Below are 18,056 nucleotides of genomic sequence, written 5' to 3' on the forward strand. Positions count from 1 at the left end.
AAAAAAAAGCGCCTGACGGCGCTTTTTTATTTGAACTTAAGCTGTTTTACGTAAATCTTTACGTAGGATTTTACCTACGTTTGATTTCGGTAACTCATCTAAGAATTCAACATAACGCGGACGTTTGTAACCCGTTAAGTTCTCTTTCGCAAAGGCCAAGACTTCTTCTGTGGTTAAAGATGGATCTTTCTTCACTACAAACAGTTTTGGTACTTCACCTGATTTTTCATCAGGTACACCAATGGCAGCTACTTCCAATACTTTAGGATGCTTTGAAACCACTTCTTCAATTTCTGAAGGGTAAACGTTAAAGCCTGACACCAAAATCATGTCTTTCTTACGGTCTACAATTTTCACATAGCCGCGAGAATCCATGACACCAATGTCGCCTGTACGGAAGAAACCATCTTCCGTCATCACTTTAGCCGTTTCATCTGGACGGTTCCAATAGCCGCGCATCACTTGTGGACCACGGATTGAAATCTCACCCTGTTCACCCAGTGCAACTTCCTTACCATCATCATCCAAAATTGCAACTTCAGTTAATGGCAATGGAATACCAATCGTGCCACTGAATTCTTCAGACGCTGGCGGATTTGCCGTTGCCACAGGTGAAGTTTCAGATAGACCATAACCTTCAATGATGTTGGTCCCAGTAATTCGCTTCCACGCTTCTGCTGTAGAAGGAAGCACAGCCATACCACCACCCATTGCCATTTTCAATTTGCTGTGGTCGAGTTGCTTAAACTCTTCATTGTTCACTAAAGCATTGAATAGCGTATTCACTGCTGGGAAGAATGACGGTTGATATTTACGTAATTCTTTCATCACCGCAGGTAAGTCACGCGGGTTTGGAATCAAAACGTTGGCTTGGCCTTTGTACATGCCGTACATCGCACACACCATGAACGCAAAAATATGATATAGCGGTAAGGCACAGAAAATGCGGTCATCAGGTTGACCATCTTGTGCACCAAATTTACTTTGGAAAATACCGTCACACTGCAACATGTTCGCCACAAGGTTGCGATGCGTCAGTTCTGCACCTTTAGATACCCCTGTAGTGCCGCCAGTGTACTGAAGCACTGCTGTGTCACTTAACGTTAAGTTCGGGCGCTTATAGTTACTCGCACTAACTTTCGACATTGCCGCATTAAAGCGAATATGGCCAGGAATATTCCATGCTGGAATTTGCTTACGCACTGAACGTAATACAAAGTTCACCAGTGTGCCTTTTAATGCACCCAACATGTCACCTACAGAGGCAATCACGACATGTTTAACTGGCGTTTTACCATTAATCGCTTGGTAAACAGAGGCAAAGTTTTCAATGATCACCAAAACTTCTGAGCCCGAGTCATTTAACTGATGTTCAAGTTCACGCGCGGTATACAGTGGATTGACGTTAACCAATACTAAACCTGCACGGAATACACCCAAAGCAACGATAGGATACTGAAGAACGTTCGGCATCATCACAGCGACACGTGAGCCTTTTGCTAGACCCAAACTTTGTAAATACGTTGCAAATTTACGGCTTGCTTCTTCTAACTCATTAAAAGTGAGCACTTTATCCATAAAGATAAAAGCATCACGAGAGCCAAATTTTTGGAAATTTCGTTCAAAAACATCTACTAATGACGTGTTTTCTGGTGGCAATTCTACAGTCTCTGGAATCCCCGTTTTTTGGTATTCTGCGAACCAAATTTTTTCCATATCGCCCGATTCTCCTATCAGTAATCCTTAAATTTCAACTATTGTTCTCAATATTAAGCGCTCTTTATTTAACTTCTGTTGCTTAATACTGCATCCATTTCCCGCATACATACCATATATAACGTATTTTGATCAATGGATGCTAGTTTTATCTCTGAACTAACAGTTTATTTGCTTTTTGATAACCACGTGGTAATAACTGCCCTTTTGATGCTCTTTTGCCTATGTATTTTTGCAAGTCATCACCCTTCAATTTTAATTGCTGCTGTCCTGCAACGACTTGCAGTATTTCATCTAGCGTTAATCTTGTCATGAATACAATTTGATCTTTCTCTTCAAGTTGTATCAATTTATTACCTTTACCTTTATTCAAAACAGGCAACTCTGACAACTCTAAAATCAACAAACGACCCGTTGAGGTCAATAACGCCAAATGGGTGGCCTGATCAACACTGGTTAACGGCATAACTGTGGCTTTTTCAGGTAAAGTAAGGAAGGCTTTCCCTGCTTTTGCATTGGTATCTAACTGTTTTGCCTGTGTTTTAAAACCATACCCCTTGCTACTTAGCGCTATGACTTCGGCTTCATCATCAGCAATAAAGACTTGTTTAAAACCAATACCACTGGCTGGGGACAATTTTGAACTCAACGGTTCTCCCAAACCACGTGCGGACGGTAGGCTATTAATGGCTAGTGCATAACTACGCCCTGACTCATCCAGCACATACACGCGCTGATTAGATTTGCCTTGCGCATGACTAAGGTATTGATCGCCCGCACGGAAGTTCAGGTTTTCGGCATCAACTTCATGACCTTTGGCTGAGCGAATCCACCCCGCTTCAGACAAGACCACAGTCACAGGATCAGCAGGCATGAAATCTTGCTCACTCATCGCCGTCGCTTCTGCACGATGCACGATTGGTGAACGACGGTCATCGCCGTATTTTTTCGCATCATCTTTGAGTTCATTGATGATCAAAGCTTTTAAAGACTCAGGATTGGCCAACTGTTCACGAATCAGTGCAGCTTTGGCTTCTAACTCTTCTTGCTCACGGCGCATTTCCATTTCTTCAAGTCGAGCCAAATGACGCAACTTGAGTTCTAAAATGGCTTCGGCCTGAATATCATCAATATTAAAACGTGACATCAACTCCGCTTTGGGCTGTTCTTCTTCACGAATAATACGAATCACTTCATCAATATTTAAATAGGCAATAATTAAACCGCCCAAAATATGTAAGCGTTTTTCAATTTTATTCAGGTGATATTGCAGACGACGGGTGACGGTTTCCTTTCGAATTTCAATCCACTCCAGCAAAATACGACGAATCGATTTCACTTGTGGACGGCCATCCGCGCCAATCATGTTCATATTGACCCGATAGCTCGACTCAAGATCAGTGGTGGCAAAAAGGTGACTCATCACTGCTTCAGCATCAATCCGATTTGAACGCAGTACAATCACCAAACGGGTTGGGTTTTGATGATCCGACTCATCACGCACATCGCTCACCAAAGGCAGTTTTTTCGCCTGCATTTGATCTGCAATTTGCGAAATAACTTTCGAGCCTGACACTTGATAAGGCAAATCCGTGATCACAATTTCATTTTTTTCGATGCGATACACCGAACGCATACGGTAACTGCCCCGACCTGTGCTTTGTATTTTTAATAACTCTTCAGGTGGCGTAATAATTTCTGCTTTGGTCGGCAAATCGGGGGCAGGAATATATTCTGCAACTTTTTCATCGCTTAAATTTGGATTACGAATTAAGGCAATGGTGCCTTTCACGACTTCACGCAGGTTGTGTGGTGGAATGTCCGTAGCCATACCAACCGCAATGCCTGTGGTGCCATTTAACAAAATATTCGGAATACGTGCAGGTAAAGTCACTGGCTCTTTCATCGAACCATCAAAGTTGTCCTGCCAGTCACAAGTCCCCTGTCCCAGCTCAGACAAAAGCACTTCACTATACTGAGATAATTTGGCTTCGGTATAACGCATCGCAGCGAATGATTTCGGATCATCGGGAGAACCCCAGTTACCTTGACCTTCAATAAACGGATAACGATAACTAAAAGGCTGAGCCATCAGCACCATCGCTTCATAGCAGGCTGAATCACCATGCGGGTGATACTTACCGAGCACATCGCCGACGGTACGCGCAGATTTTTTGGGTTTCCCACTGTGTTTCAGCCCCAACTCACTCATGGCATATACAATACGGCGTTGTACAGGTTTTAAACCATCGCTGATATGCGGTAAGGCACGATCCATGATCACGTACATGGCGTAATTGAGATATGCTTGTTCAGTAAATTCTGCTACGGAACGGTTTTCTGTCGCTTGATGCGCAAGGTTCGTCATAACAACCTGTCATCCTAATTAATCGTTTTTTGTTTAAGTTCTTATGCTATGTCGCGGGCTCTGCCTATACAAGTGAAAGCGTACACCACTACGACAAATTGCGTCTTTAGATGTTCCTAGTGTCGTAAAATTATCCATTTTTTTTAAAATGAGCAACTAATTATTTTGAAGTTCAGTTCCTGTGTTCATCTCTGCTCATCAATGAAAACAATGAAGCAACTTCAGCCCACTCAACTTGATCGATACGATCGACAAAAAATTTGCCCATCCTCGCCCAAAATGCGACACAACCAATTGGGTAGATCACATCAATCAAGCAGTGATTATTTAAAGGTCTCATCATTAGCAAGATCTGCGTTTACCAAAATGCAGCGTTGAGAGGCTACGTTTTGGCCGAGCAGATTGAATTTTTTATTGCTGAGTTGGATCTGGTTATCGGTTATTTTCAGATCCATCTTCTAAATTTTATCTTGATGTTTACTGAAGGCTGAGAGTCTCAGCACATCTGACTCTCAATCTTCAGCACGGACTAAATTACAGTCCAATTTCTTCCAATGTTTTGCCTTTGGTCTCTTCACCCAAAATCAAAATTACCGCTGCAACCGCAAGCAATACTGCGGTAAACATCATGAAAATCGCACTAAATCCATTGCTCTGTACCATCATATGTGTCACCACCATCGGTGCGACAATGCCGCCCATACGACCAATGGCTGATGCCCAGCCCGAACCAAAAGCCCGGATATTGGTTGGATATTGCTCTGGGGTATAGGTATACAACACGCCCCATGCACCGAGGTTAAAGAATGACATCAAACAACCCCAGAACATGATCATGCTCACAGTATCAGCTTGACCAAAGAAATACGCGGAAACTGCACACATGCCAATAAAACCAGCCAAGGTTGCTTTACGTCCCAGCTTTTCGACCAGCCATGCTGCGGCCACATAGCCTGGCAGCTGTGCCAAAATCATCACCAAGACATATTCAAAAGACTGAACAATGCTATACCCCTGCTTCACCAGCAAACTGGGTAACCATGTAAAAATGCCATAATATGAGTAGACAATACCAAACCAAATCAACCACAACATCAAGGTTCTACGTGCAAATGCCCCCGACCAGAGCTGGGTAAAAGACACATTCTTTTTTTCTGCCACTGGTTTAACGATGATATGTTCAATCACTTCCACACCGCATTGGCGTTCAATCTGCTGCACCAAGGCATGCGCTTCCACAATACGACCACGGTTAATGAGATAAGGAATTGACTCAGGCACTTTGAACCAAATCACAATGGCGTACAGTGCAGGAATTCCACCGATTAAGAAGGCCATATGCCAGTCAAATTTTGGAATCACAAAATACGCCACCAATGCAGCGCAAAGCCAACCTAAGCCCCAAAAACTTTCTAGCAGCACGATAAAACGCCCACGCACCTGCGCAGGAATGTATTCACTGACCAAGGTCACCGCTACTGGCAACTGTCCACCTAAGCCTAAACCCACAATAAAACGAAACACCAACAACCACGTTAAGTTCGGGGCAAAGGCACAGGCCGCCGTCGCTAAACTGTAAATCACGAGGGTCGCGGCAAAAACTGTTTTACGTCCGATGCGGTCGGCCAGACCACCTGAGCACACCGCACCAATCGCCATTCCGACAAAGCCAATGGAGACCACCCAACCTTTCTCGGTTGGGCTCATGTGCCAATCTTCGGCCATTTTTGCCAAAATAAAAGAAATCAGCCCCGTGTCCATGGCATCGAACATCCAGCCCAAGCCAATGACCCACAACAAGGTGTAGTGAAATTTACCGATCGGTAAGCGTTGTATGCGAGAAACTAAATCCATAGCTCGGCCTCTAAAGCGGGAAAAGATAGCAGGCTGCTTTCTCAACAGGCTTTATCATTATGTGCTTTTTTTATACAAATAAGGCAGTCAAATCACTGCTATTTTAGCTGGCATCTTTCGAAGAAGCAGATTGCTCATCATCGTCTTGATAAATGAATTTTGGCATTTCTAAGCCAAAGTAAATCGCGATTAGACGTAAGCTAAAACCAAAGATCAAAGTCGAAATCACGGTCAGCTCAAGTGATAAACCGAGCTGAATGCAGCCCCAATAGAAAATCACCGCGACAAAAGAAATACTGGCATACAGTTCACGGCGGAAGACCAAAGGGACGTCATTACACAAAATATCACGTAAGATACCGCCTGACACCCCTGTCAGAACTCCAGCAACCGCAGACACCACAAACCCATGTCCCATTTCTAAGGCAATTTGACAGCCAATGATGGTAAAACCGATCAGGCCCAAAGCATCGAGCACCAAGAAGATATTACGTAAATGACGCATCCACTTGGCAATCAAAATCGTCATAAAAGCGGCAAAACAGGTCAGCATCAAATATTCAGGATGCTTGACCCAAGTCAGCGGATAATGTCCCAACAACACATCGCGGACAGAACCGCCGCCCAGTGCTGTGACACAGGCAATAATCACCACACCAAACCAATCCATACTACGCCGACCCGCCGACAGTGCACCTGTCATTGCCTCTGCTGTGATCGCTATAATATAAATAATAGTGAGTAACATCGCCTGGATTCCATATAGGCTAATTGATGCGCGCTATTCTAAGCCAAATTTGCTTAAAATTATAAAAATTGTGCACAACATTGTTTAAATTTTTTCCCTGAACCGCAGATGCACGCTTGTTTCATGGTGATTTTCATTTCAGTGGTTGGATCTAAAAAATACCACGCCTCGGCATGTTTCACAAAATGTGAAATTTCATGATGTATCTGTGGCGATGTGCCATCATGATAATGGGCCTTAAACTCAACCATGGCATGGTTTTTATCGAGTTTTTCATTGGCCTGCACGACGTCTAACTTCAACCATTGGTTGCTTCGACTCCACTCAGCAATTGCTGCAACATCTAGAGCCTGTTGCTGTCCCAACGCTGTGGTTTGTAAAATGTAATCAATTTGCTGTTTGGCAAAAGCACTATAACGTGAGCGCATAAGTTGAGTAGCACTCTGCGCACGGCTTTGTCCCAAGTGCAATGGCTGACAGCACTGCTTATATTCGCCCTGTCCACACGGACACTCAACATTACTCATGATTTTTCCATAAAAAATAGCTCGACATTGCGAGCTATTTTAACCTGTTCAAACCAGATTACGGTTTGTTTTAAGAGGATTCCTTGTGCAGATCCAACTTGGGAATCACATGCACTTTTTCAATTTTGTGCCCATCCATCGTCACCACTTCAAAAATACAACCATCTGCTTCAAGGCTAGAGCCATTCTCGGGTAAACGACCTAAATGAAAGAGGATATAGCCTGACAAGGTTGAGTACTGATCAGACTCGTCGACCAAATCACGATCCAACAATAACGACACATGGCGAATATCGGTTGAACCATCGAGCATCAAGCTACCATCTTCTAAGCTTTCAGCCACATTATCTTCAGCATCTTCATCGGGGAACTCCCCTGCAATCGCCTCTAATACGTCAATCGGCGTGGCAATCCCTTCAATCGAGCCGTATTCGTTCAAGACCAAAGCCATTTGCAACGGTGCTTGACGCAATTGTTCCATCACCATCAGGACTTGCGCATTTTCATGCACAATCACAGGTTCACGTAAATGTTTATCAAAATCAAGGACACCCGTTTCAATATATTCATTCAAAACTTTATGGGTCAGCACCACACCGGCGATGTTGTCTAATTCGCCCCGTGCCACGATTAAACGTGAATGCGTAATACTGAGTAGTTGTGATTTGATTGAGGCTTCTTCATCTTCTAAATCAATCCACTCCAACTCTGGACGTGGGGTCATCACGGACTTCACAGGACGCTCGGACAAACCCAGCACCCCTTGCACCAAGACACTATGATAAACCCCATTTTCAGGATCAAATACTTCATCCGCATAAGCGCGAGTTGCCAATACATCTTCAGGCTCAGAGGCATGATCACTACTTTTACCGCCCAACATTCGCAGCACCGCAGATGCAGTTTTATAGCGAAGGTCTGTGGTGGTGACCATTTTTTCTTGATTACGGCGCATGGTTTGGTTGATGAATTCAACAATTACCGAGAAACCAATCGCGGCATATAAGTAGCCTTTTGGAATATGGAAACCAAAGCCTTCTACAATCAATGAGAAACCGATCATCATCAAGAAGCCGAGACACAAAATCACCACGGTCGGATGTTTGTTGACGAATTCCATTAAGGCTTTCGATGCCCACAGCATAATGCCGACGGCAATAACCACCGCAATCATCATCACAGACAGGTGTTTAACCATACCGACTGCGGTAATCACCGAATCTAAGGAAAACACAGCATCCAAAACTACAATCTGAACGATCACCATCCAAAACACAGCATTGGCTGGACTTTCTTCTTTCTGAACCACTTTGGCGTCAATACGTTCATGCAGTTCCATGGTGCCTTTAAATAGTAAGAACACCCCACCAAACAGAAGAATCAAATCCCGTCCTGAGAAAGGATGATCGAAGATATGGAACAGCGGCTCGGTCAGTGTCACCACCCAAGCAATTGAGGCCAACAGCACCAAACGCATTAAGAGCGCAAGGATCAAACCAACAACACGGGCCGTATTACGTTGTTCTGGTGGAAGTTTCTCCGCCAAAATCGCAATAAAAACCAAGTTATCAATCCCCAGCACAATTTCCAGCACCACTAAGGTGAGTAACCCCACCCACGCAGAAGGATCAGACATCCATTCAAATATCATGTGATCTGCTCCTGTCGAGGGGAAATATACGGTGCATAACGCAACTTAAGCGGATGAAAAGGAAGATTCAGCCCCAATGGCTGTAATTTTTTTTCGGAAAACTGAAGATGTCTTGAGCGACAACTACCACTACCCATGTTCGTTCTTGTGTTGTAAAACAGGAAATAAGTATAGGCAAGATCTACATGAAATTCATCTTTTTTTCAAAAGCGCACTGTTTTAAAAGATTTAACAAATTATTACCCGATTGTTAGATTAAATACAGCTTGCCGTCACATTTCTTGCTTAAACTAAGAGAGAAAAAGTAGATAAAGCAAAAGGTAAAAACATACGCCATGAATAGTGAATTAAAAATATCCTCTCTCAACACTCAAGTAAATGTTCAAACCACTCAACCTCTGATCGCACTTTATTGCGGTTCTCGTTCAGGCAATAAACCGATTTATCAAGAAAAAGCGATTGCACTGGCACAAGGTTTAGCTAAACAGGGTTTTGGTCTGGTTTATGGGGGGGCCAGCATTGGTCTCATGGGACAAGTGGCCGATGCCATGATTAGCCACGGCGGTGAAGCAGTCGGCGTCATTCCAGAATTTATGCTGGATTATGAAATTGCGCATCACCAACTGACCGAATTACATGTTGTACAAACCATGCATGAGCGCAAAGCCTTAATGGCCGAACGTGCAAGCGCCTTTGTCGCACTACCCGGTGGTTTAGGCACTTTTGAAGAAATTTTAGAAGTGGCAACCTGGGGACAACTGAACCAACACCAAAAACCGATGATGATTTATAACGTGAATGGTTTTTATGACGCACTGATTACACAATTGGATCATGCAGTAGAAGAAGGTTTTCTACCGCCACAGCACCGCGCAAAAGTAATTGTATGCAACCATGCTGAACAGATTTATTCAGCTATTGCCAACCTCGGCAGCCCAGCGCACTTTGCCATTTAAATCCTGTTCTTAATGCCATAAAAAAGCGAGCCTAGAGCTCGCTTTTTTAACATGTGTGGTTATTGCCCATAATGGGTGACAAAGTTATAGAACCACGGCAGTGTGGTCGCCAAAATCACCGACATAGCTAAACCAAACATCAATTTCATCGCATCTTTACTGACGTTACGCGAAGTGCGATGTTTGTTCACTTCATCAAAAATCATCGACATTGCAAACTCACGACCTGCAAGTAAACCTAAGAATACCCATGTGGTACTCATTGGAATATTGCTCCACTCTTTGAACACCAACAAAATCAGGGCATACATAAAGTCAATAATGGTCGCTGCACGAATATCGGTGACACCTGTTTTGGTATCGACAATCTTCTGAATCGCACCACCGCGTTGGTACAAAATCACCGCCAACAACACCACAAAGACCGTGATGGCAAACAGTAAAAATGAAAACGGCACTTGACGGGGTACATAGACGAAAATATTGGCCAAATCTTGAATTAGCCACTGGCTCCACAGAAAAGCCGTAGAGACCCACTGTAGTCCGATCCAAATATGCGACGGTTCTTGATTACGGGTTTTTGCAAAATACTTCGCGACTTGTCGCATCACAAAACGATAGACAATAATCGCAACCACAAAGGCCACCGCGTAGCCCATCATCGATTTCACCATCATCGAGCCTAAACTTGCAGGCGAGAAAATGGTTAAAACCAAGAAAGTGGTACTGACGGGAATTCCGTATTTGGTTAAAAATAACAGTAAAATCGGTGGCACAATATAGAGCCACGTGACCCCACCCTCAGGAAAAGGGATCGTTTCTAAACGGCCATATGATGCATCACCCACACCGGATGCATACCAACCATAAATCAACACCACCACCAAAATGGTGCTGATAAAGAGCCAAAGCACCCACCATGGACGATGTGCATTGGATGAAATAAACGTACCTAATGTCTGTGGCACATCATTTCCGACGATAGAATAAGCAGCTAAACAGAAGCCTATCACCATCAAAATTTCGATTGTCATAAAACCAACCTTTTGAATAATTTATTCCAAGACAGTGCCCTTGGACGTTTGCCAAAGATTATGACGGTTTTATTTCATTTTCATGACATCCTTGTCATATATTTTTTGTAGCGCCATAAAAAAGAACACCGCAGTGCTCTTTTTTCAAAGTCAAAACTCAGTTTTTTTAATTGAGTTTGACTTCATAAACCGCTGTACTACCACTGACTTCATTTCCCACCACCAACAGCGGACGACCATTGGGTGAATTCTTCGCCGCGATGAAAATCAAACCTTCTGGGCCTAAGTCACCTTGCTTCGTGACTTCTGTTTCCGTGGTGTTGCGATGGTTCAGATACTGAACAAATTTAGCCTGATTCGGGTTACTAATGTCATACACTATGATGCCACTGGCACGCTCAAGTCCAATAAAGGCAAAGGTCTTTTCACCAATTTTACCCAAAGTCACGCCTTCAGGTTCAGGGCCTTTATTGTCACTACGGTCATCAAATTTAAATGCTTCATGATTGCTATTAAATTGCTCTGGGAACAGCTCCGCAATTTTTTGCTCAAACTCACTCCCCGAGTCCCATACAATTTGCTTGGTTTCAGGGTCGACAATACTCACCGAACGGCCACCATAGACATATAATTTGTCATAAGTCAGACGACCATTTTCATCTAGCTTTGGCAGACCCGTTAGTGGATCTTTTTGATAACCTTGCGTCCAACTAATGGTCAAACGTCCAATTTGTGAATCTTTAATTAAATTATCCGCGCAGACTTCTGTTGCATCAGCCGTTTGACAAGGTTTAAACACCTCGGGGTTTAATTTCGCCCCTTTTACGCCCGGTGCAAGCTGACGTAAATGCGCGGCATAATCGCCTTTGGCATCAAAACCTGCTTTTTTAAACAAATGTTTAATGCGTATCTCTTCTGCATAACCAGCATTTAAGTCCCCGCCTTCAAAGTATTTGGCTTCATCCCTTAGCCATTCACGGGCATCCCCCTCATTGGCTGTGACCAAATATGTTTTACCGTTGGCTTGGTATGATGCAATGGCATCGGGCATATACATGCCATATAGCCCCGGCCAAGAGCGAATATTAATCATGCCTGCATCTTTTGCACATTCTGTAATACTACGTCCCAAAGAGTCTTGGCCAATAGCACAGTCACGGTCACTTCCATCCAAGGCATTTTCAGGCAAACTATGGTCCTTGTAGCCCATCGGGAAAAGATCAACAAATTGATTTTTTTCTAGGTCTAAAACCCCAATCGCATTGTTTTCCTGCAAACTAACCCATGCTTTTTTACCATCAGCACTGACTGCGATGTACTCAGGTTCTAAATCTTGTGCAACGGTGGTCGTTTGAATACCTACCTTAGCAACATTTGGGTATTGACTGATGTCTGGGCCAAAAATACGAATGCCTGCATCTAATAAGTCTTGTTTACGGTCATTCCATGCGTGGAAACCCGCAATAGTTGCTGTTGGTTTTTGAATATCTGAAATATCAATAATACTGACCGAACCTTCGGGATCGACTTGATAACCTTCATTCGGTTCCGCTTCATTCGCTACCAGTACTTTTCGACCATCAGGCGTGAAGGTCAACATATCTGGCAAAGCTCCCACGTTGACTTGGCTGATAAAGGAAAGATCCTGTGCTTTAAAAAAAGCCACAATACCGGTTTGGGTTTTATCCTCAGCCTGAACCGCAAGCGCCACGATGCCATTATGCACGGCGACACTATTCACCTCAGAATTAGCTAAATAAGTTTTGGCATCCAAAGATTGGATATATGTCGGCTGCGTTGGTTGGGAAAAATCTAAAACATCGACCATACCTTTTTGTGCATTCACCACGAACAGACGCTTACTCGCAGCATCATAGGCGGGGATTTCAGCTGCACTCTGTCCAAATATCCCCGATTCATAACTTGCAAGATGAACCAGTTCAATACTATTCGGGGTGGCTTCCTCTACCACTGGTGGTGGTGTGATGGTTTGCGCATCATCACTGTCATTGCATCCTGCTAAGCCCAACCCCATGCATGCTAAAAAGACAGCACTATATGTTTTATTCATCATGATCTAAATATCGGTTCAAATTTGACCAATGTATGACGTACGCGTTGCAAACACATGACGTAGAGATGTCAATTTGATGGCATGTGATAAATGCACATTCGCAACAACAGTCCAACTTAAATTAAGCTAAACTGTTTAAAAATTTCACTTTGTTGTATCTATGAACCAAACGCCGACCCATCAAGCACTCGCTCCTGAGTACCGTCTTTTGGTACTTTTGGTTTCGATTGGCTTTTTTATGCAAGGCTTAGATACCACCATTGTGAATACCGCTCTACCCGCTATGGCAGCCAGTTTGAATGAAGATCCGCTCCAAATGCATAGCGTGGTGGTGGCCTATGTGCTTGCCGTTGCTGCCTGTATTCCCTTGAGTGGCTGGCTCGCCGACCGTTTTGGAGTGCGCAATACCTATTTCAGTGCCATTATCATTTTTACCCTTGCCTCACTGGGCTGTGGCTTTTCTGAAAGCTTAAATGAGTTATTGTTCTATCGCGTACTACAAGGTGTGGGTGGTGCATTATTACTCCCTGTTGGCCGTTTAGCCATGCTCAAGGTCATTCCGCGGACGCAATTCTTATCGGCCATGAGTTTGATGAGTCTCGCGGGACTAATTGGTCCACTGATCGGGCCAACACTCGGGGGCTGGTTGGTCGAAGTCAGTACATGGCATTGGATTTTCCTGATTAACCTCCCCATGGGACTGTTAGGGGTCCTGATTAGTTTTGAAGCCATGCCGAATGTCACCGAGCAGAATGTGCCTCGTTTTGACTTTTGGGGTTTTATCCTGTTGGTGATCGCCATGGCAGGACTATCTTTAGGGATTGAAAATTTTGCCAGTCCGCACCTGACTTTATGGTGGAGTATTGGGCTGATTGTACTGAGCTTGGCGACTGCGCTTTGGTATGCCTATCATGCACATACACATCAAAATGCGCTATTTCGCAGTAAACTGTTTCGTAACCGCATTTATGCCGTGGGTATTTTAGGTAACTTCTTTGCTCGCCTCGGTGGCAATGCCATGCCCTTTTTAATGCCACTCATGCTCCAAGTGGCTTTCGGCTTTGAACCCTTTGTGACCGGACTCTTAATGATTCCGACCGTGCTGGGTTCACTGGCGTCTAAACCCATCATTCGTCACTTGATTCAGCGCTTTGGTTATCGCCACGTGCTTTTGGTTAACACCTTGTTGGTCGGTGCATGTATCGCCAGTTTTGCCCTCAATACCGCAGACACCCCAACTTGGCTGCGCGCACTGCATTTCTTTGTTTTTGGCATGCTGAACTCCCTGCAATTTGTGTCTATGAATACCCTCACGCTGAAAGATTTACCGCAACAAGATGCCAGCAGTGGCAACAGTTTCTTGTCGATGATCATGATGGTATCGATGAGTATTGGCGTGGCTTTGGCAGGTACTTTAGTCAATGTCTTTACCGCATATTTGGGTACAGATCATATCGTCATGGCATTCCATAACACTTTAATTGTTTTGGGCTGTATTAACCTGATTACCGCAGCTATTTTCTGGCATATCCCCAAAGATACCGTGGATGAATAACAGATACAAAGTGCTGCCATTCACTGACCATAATCATCATGGTCAGTTCCACAAATTCGAGCTATGATGATGAGCTAAAAACCAATACCTGCAAAAGCATGTCCGCAAGAAAAAAAGTTTCCACGCCGTCAAAAACCTCATATCTCTATTACATAATTGCCTGTGTAGTGATGCTATGTGTCGGACTGGGAATCACCTATTTTTTCTTGCAGAACAATGTCGCATCTGCCCAAGAGTATCCGATAAAAGGCTTTGATGTGTCTCATCATCAGGGCGATATTCAATGGCAATCCATTTCTCCCCAAGAGTTTAAATTCGTCTATTTAAAAGCCACTGAAGGGGGCGATTTCAAAGACCGTAAATTTCAGGACAATTGGCTCAAAGCCCGTGAACAAGGCTTTTTAGTCGGGGCTTATCATTTTTATCGTTTATGCCGTGATGGCCAGATTCAGGCGCAAAACTTTATCGAAACTGTGCCGAAGAAAACGGATAGTTTGCCGCCTGTGATTGATTTGGAATATGACAGCAACTGTATCAACACCTATACCAGAGAACAGCTGCTCAAAGAGATTCAGGTCATGCACGACCAACTGTATAAACACTATGGTTTGCAACCCATTTTTTATACATCTAAAGCATTTTATAATATTGTTTTGGTCGATGAATTTAAACAAACTCCCCTTTGGATTCGTGAATATCAAGGCAAGCCTGAGCTCAAAGGCAATCCGAAATGGACCTTTTGGCAACACACCAGCCAAGGTCAAATTAAAGGCATACCAACCTTGGTGGATCTCAATGTATTTCAAGGCTCAGAGCAAGATTGGATCAGCTTTTTAGAGCGCCAAGGGCTTTATCAACCGCCACAAAACTTACCGATCAAGTAAGCAGTTTCAAGCTCAGCATTGAAGTTCAAATACAAAAATACCAAGTCAAATTCTGTCGCTTATGCCGCATACAGGACTACGCAATCGATCTGAATAGTGCAATACTGACTTAGGTTTCAACATTAAAATTCAACATGCGAAAAATCATTCACATCGACATGGATGCCTTCTATGCCTCGGTGGAGTTACTTGATCGTCCTGACTTAAAGCATTTACCTGTAGTGATTTCTTCACATCATCCTCGTGCCGTCATTGCTGCCGCATCCTACCCTGCACGTAGATACGGACTCCGCTCTGCCATGTCGATGACTCAAGCCAAAAAACGCTGCCCTCAAGTGATAGTAATTGAACCTAATTTCGCTAAATATCGTACGGTCTCAGAGCAAATTCATACAATTTTTCAGCGTTATACCACACTCATTGAAACGCTTTCATTAGATGAAGCTTATTTAGATGTGACGGAAAATTTACAACAACTGGCCAGCGCCACAGAGGTTGCTGAACGCATCCGTGCTGATATTTTTCAGAGCACAGGACTGACCGCCTCTGCGGGTGTAGCACCGAATAAGTTTCTAGCCAAAGTTGCTTCGGACTGGAATAAACCCAATGGTATCTGCGTGATTAAACCCTCACAAGTTCAGCAGTTTATTCAGCACTTGCCGCTTAAAAAAATCCCCGGAGTGGGTAAAGTCATGCAAGAAAAATTACATGCGCTCAAACTTGAAACTTTAGGTGATTTACAGCATGTAGATGAAAATATCCTGATTCATCATTTTGGCAAGTATGGAAAACAGCTCTATCTCTATGCACAAGGGATTGATGAGCGTCCTGTACAAGCGGAACGAGAACGTCAGCAAATTTCAAAAGAAACCACTTTTGATGATGACTTAATCCTTGAACAATGTCTCCCATTTTGGCCCAAGTTGATTGCACAAGTCTGGCAAAGCTTAGAGAAAAAGCAACTGTATGCCCGCGGTGTCACCGTCAAACTGAAACTGAAAAACTTTCAAACCCTACAGCACAGTAAAAGCTTCAAAACGCCATTAAAGCATCAAACTGAACTACAAATGACCTTAGATATCTTACTCAAAGAAATGCAAATCACACCGGATCAACAATTTCGTCTTATCGGTGTTGGGGTCTATGCACTTTCGACTCAAGAACCTTTACCCCAGCTCTCTATGGTCTGAGTGATTGCTCAATGAGTCATTTTTTAACCAAAAGAACAAAAATAATGCAATTTAGCATTCACAAACTGTGTTTTTAGAGTAATCTAATGACGCGCTGCATTTATCCATGTAACCGCTGAGATGCTAAAACTTACCTTTACTTTTAGCATACGTCCTGTGATTGGCGTGACGATCAAATCCGAAGATTACAGGACATCTCTGATATTTATCATGGTATTCCCCCTCTATATTACAGAGCAGCGCTCTAGCATCAGAATAATCCAATATTTAAAAATATACTTTTATAAAGCCCGAATAAGATTGAACTATTAATCGCGTTGCTTCATTTTTTGTAATTCCCACGTCAAGATATTGAACCCATCCTCTGTTCACATGCACTTATAACAATAGATAGGATCCTTCAAGCTGTAAAATTCTGCACCTGATTGAAAGCCAACATCGTAGCCATCTGTCATACATGAGTTTGTGGTAGGCTATTGAACTACTTTTCATGTTCTATTTTTATACTCATCACACAGGATGCATACATCATGACGGTTCAACGTTTGCATGTCTCAAATCGTTTTTCTGAAGTTGCAATTGCTGGCAACCTCGTTCATTTGGCAGGTCAATTGGCGTCTGACTTTGATCTCGATATTAAAGGTCAAACCCAACAAACATTCGACATGATTGACCAATTTTTAGCTGATGCAGGCACAGATAAAAGCCATATCTTATCGGTAACGATTTATTTGAAGAATATTGAACAAGACTATGCAGCTTTCAATGAAGTATGGGACGCTTGGGTTGCAGATATTGATGCCTTACCCCGTACCTGTGTTGAAGCTAAACTTTATGATCCACGAGTATTGGTAGAGTTAACCGTTGTTGCAGTGCAACCTGCATAAAAATACACGCAGCATAAAAACATGAGTTTTCATGTTTTTATGCTGCGCGCTGAGATTGAGTTAGCCGATCAGACGTAATTTTCGAGTTTGTGCAGCATTATAGTAATCATATTTTTTGGCCACACGCGTATCTTTAGTCAAACGCGATGAAGCATAGAGATCGCCATAAAAATCTTCACGTAACTGATGATAGTCAGGCACTTCTTCATAACGAATCACTTTATAGCCAGCCATATCAAGGATCGCATCCTGAAACTGTGCCTTTTGTGGACGTTTCAGTGAAAGCGGATCTTCTAAGGCAACCACTGCCAAAACTTGTTGTGCACTATCCACAATGACAAAATCAGCCACCAAATTGCGGTATTTATTTCGTGTACGCGAAAATTTTGTCGTGAGTAAGGCATCATAAGATACATGTGCCAGCACAGTATGATGCGGTAAAATTTCTTTCAAACGAGTATAAGTCAGTTGCTCATGCATACTAAAAATAGCACGTTGTCTTAATGCACTATCTTGCTGCTTGGTCTTAGGGATCAACGCTTTACTCGCTAAAATCATGACCAGTATCAACAACACGCTACCAATTACCATATAAGTTGTCATATTTGCATC

Annotated in this window: 14 protein-coding genes; 5 read left to right on the forward strand and 9 right to left on the reverse strand. The window is 43.3% G+C overall.

Translation table 11 applies throughout. From position 1 onward, the window contains the following. Positions 1-36: 36 nt before the first annotated feature. The 6 genes from ACFN7Z_RS16590 to ACFN7Z_RS16615 all read right to left on the reverse strand — a co-directional run bounded on the left by ACFN7Z_RS16590 (position 37) and on the right by ACFN7Z_RS16615 (position 8,864). Positions 37-1,716, reverse strand: coding sequence for an AMP-binding protein (locus tag ACFN7Z_RS16590; protein WP_010325679.1), 1,680 nt, complete (start codon positions 1,714-1,716; stop codon positions 37-39). A 148-nt stretch (positions 1,717-1,864) separates the two neighbouring features. Then, positions 1,865-4,084 carry a DNA topoisomerase IV subunit A gene (gene parC, locus ACFN7Z_RS16595; RefSeq protein WP_078425948.1) on the reverse strand — a complete coding sequence of 740 codons (2,220 nt, stop codon included), beginning with the start codon at positions 4,082-4,084 and terminating at the stop codon, positions 1,865-1,867. Between the two features lie 534 nt (positions 4,085-4,618). Beyond that, on the reverse strand, positions 4,619-5,938 hold the full coding sequence (locus ACFN7Z_RS16600) for an MFS transporter (RefSeq protein WP_010325677.1): 1,320 nt from the start codon (positions 5,936-5,938) through the stop codon (positions 4,619-4,621). A gap of 103 nt (positions 5,939-6,041) precedes the next feature. Further along, positions 6,042-6,686 (reverse strand): trimeric intracellular cation channel family protein, encoded by a 645-nt coding sequence (locus ACFN7Z_RS16605; protein WP_004692884.1) that lies wholly within the window; start codon positions 6,684-6,686, stop codon positions 6,042-6,044. A 59-nt stretch (positions 6,687-6,745) separates the two neighbouring features. Then, positions 6,746-7,213, reverse strand: coding sequence for a YchJ family protein (locus ACFN7Z_RS16610; RefSeq protein WP_010325676.1), 468 nt, complete (start codon positions 7,211-7,213; stop codon positions 6,746-6,748). Positions 7,214-7,283: 70 nt separating this feature from the next. Continuing rightward, positions 7,284-8,864 (reverse strand): TerC family protein, encoded by a 1,581-nt coding sequence (locus ACFN7Z_RS16615; RefSeq protein ID WP_010325675.1) that lies wholly within the window; start codon positions 8,862-8,864, stop codon positions 7,284-7,286. A 335-nt stretch (positions 8,865-9,199) separates the two neighbouring features. On the opposite strand from ACFN7Z_RS16615, the gene ACFN7Z_RS16620 reads away from it, so the two are divergent. Further along, positions 9,200-9,820 carry a TIGR00730 family Rossman fold protein gene (locus ACFN7Z_RS16620; RefSeq protein WP_010325674.1) on the forward strand — a complete coding sequence of 207 codons (621 nt, stop codon included), beginning with the start codon at positions 9,200-9,202 and terminating at the stop codon, positions 9,818-9,820. A 59-nt stretch (positions 9,821-9,879) separates the two neighbouring features. Here ACFN7Z_RS16620 and ACFN7Z_RS16625 read toward each other — a convergent pair whose 3' ends face one another. Together ACFN7Z_RS16625 and ACFN7Z_RS16630 are read right to left on the reverse strand one after the other, a co-directional pair. Beyond that, positions 9,880-10,854, reverse strand: a complete 975-nt coding sequence (locus tag ACFN7Z_RS16625; RefSeq protein ID WP_004692891.1) for a hypothetical protein — start codon at positions 10,852-10,854, stop codon at positions 9,880-9,882. Positions 10,855-11,020: 166 nt separating this feature from the next. Continuing rightward, positions 11,021-12,928 carry a choice-of-anchor I family protein gene (locus ACFN7Z_RS16630; RefSeq protein ID WP_035330361.1) on the reverse strand — a complete coding sequence of 636 codons (1,908 nt, stop codon included), beginning with the start codon at positions 12,926-12,928 and terminating at the stop codon, positions 11,021-11,023. A 160-nt stretch (positions 12,929-13,088) separates the two neighbouring features. Between ACFN7Z_RS16630 and mdtD the strand changes: the two genes are divergently transcribed. The 4 genes from mdtD to ACFN7Z_RS16650 all read left to right on the forward strand — a co-directional run bounded on the left by mdtD (position 13,089) and on the right by ACFN7Z_RS16650 (position 17,444). Continuing rightward, the gene (gene mdtD / locus ACFN7Z_RS16635) at positions 13,089-14,483 is read left to right on the forward strand and encodes a multidrug transporter subunit MdtD (protein ID WP_010325672.1); all 1,395 of its coding nucleotides are present in this window, start codon (positions 13,089-13,091) and stop codon (positions 14,481-14,483) included. Positions 14,484-14,653: 170 nt separating this feature from the next. Continuing rightward, a complete protein-coding gene (locus tag ACFN7Z_RS16640; RefSeq protein WP_010325671.1) occupies positions 14,654-15,367 on the forward strand; it encodes a GH25 family lysozyme in 714 nt (237 codons plus the stop codon). Positions 15,368-15,501: 134 nt separating this feature from the next. Continuing rightward, positions 15,502-16,557: a DNA polymerase IV gene (gene dinB / locus ACFN7Z_RS16645; RefSeq protein WP_395442255.1), complete on the forward strand. Its 1,056-nt coding sequence runs from the start codon at positions 15,502-15,504 to the stop codon at positions 16,555-16,557. A 530-nt stretch (positions 16,558-17,087) separates the two neighbouring features. Further along, positions 17,088-17,444: a RidA family protein gene (locus tag ACFN7Z_RS16650; RefSeq protein WP_010325669.1), complete on the forward strand. Its 357-nt coding sequence runs from the start codon at positions 17,088-17,090 to the stop codon at positions 17,442-17,444. 60 nt (positions 17,445-17,504) lie between these two features. On the opposite strand, the gene ACFN7Z_RS16655 is transcribed toward ACFN7Z_RS16650, so the two are convergent. Continuing rightward, on the reverse strand, positions 17,505-18,047 hold the full coding sequence (locus tag ACFN7Z_RS16655) for a DUF2726 domain-containing protein (RefSeq protein WP_010325668.1): 543 nt from the start codon (positions 18,045-18,047) through the stop codon (positions 17,505-17,507). Positions 18,048-18,056 lie beyond the last annotated feature (9 nt).

The sequence above is a fragment of the Acinetobacter sp. P1332 genome (assembly GCF_044057475.1).
Classification (GTDB): domain Bacteria; phylum Pseudomonadota; class Gammaproteobacteria; order Pseudomonadales; family Moraxellaceae; genus Acinetobacter; species Acinetobacter johnsonii.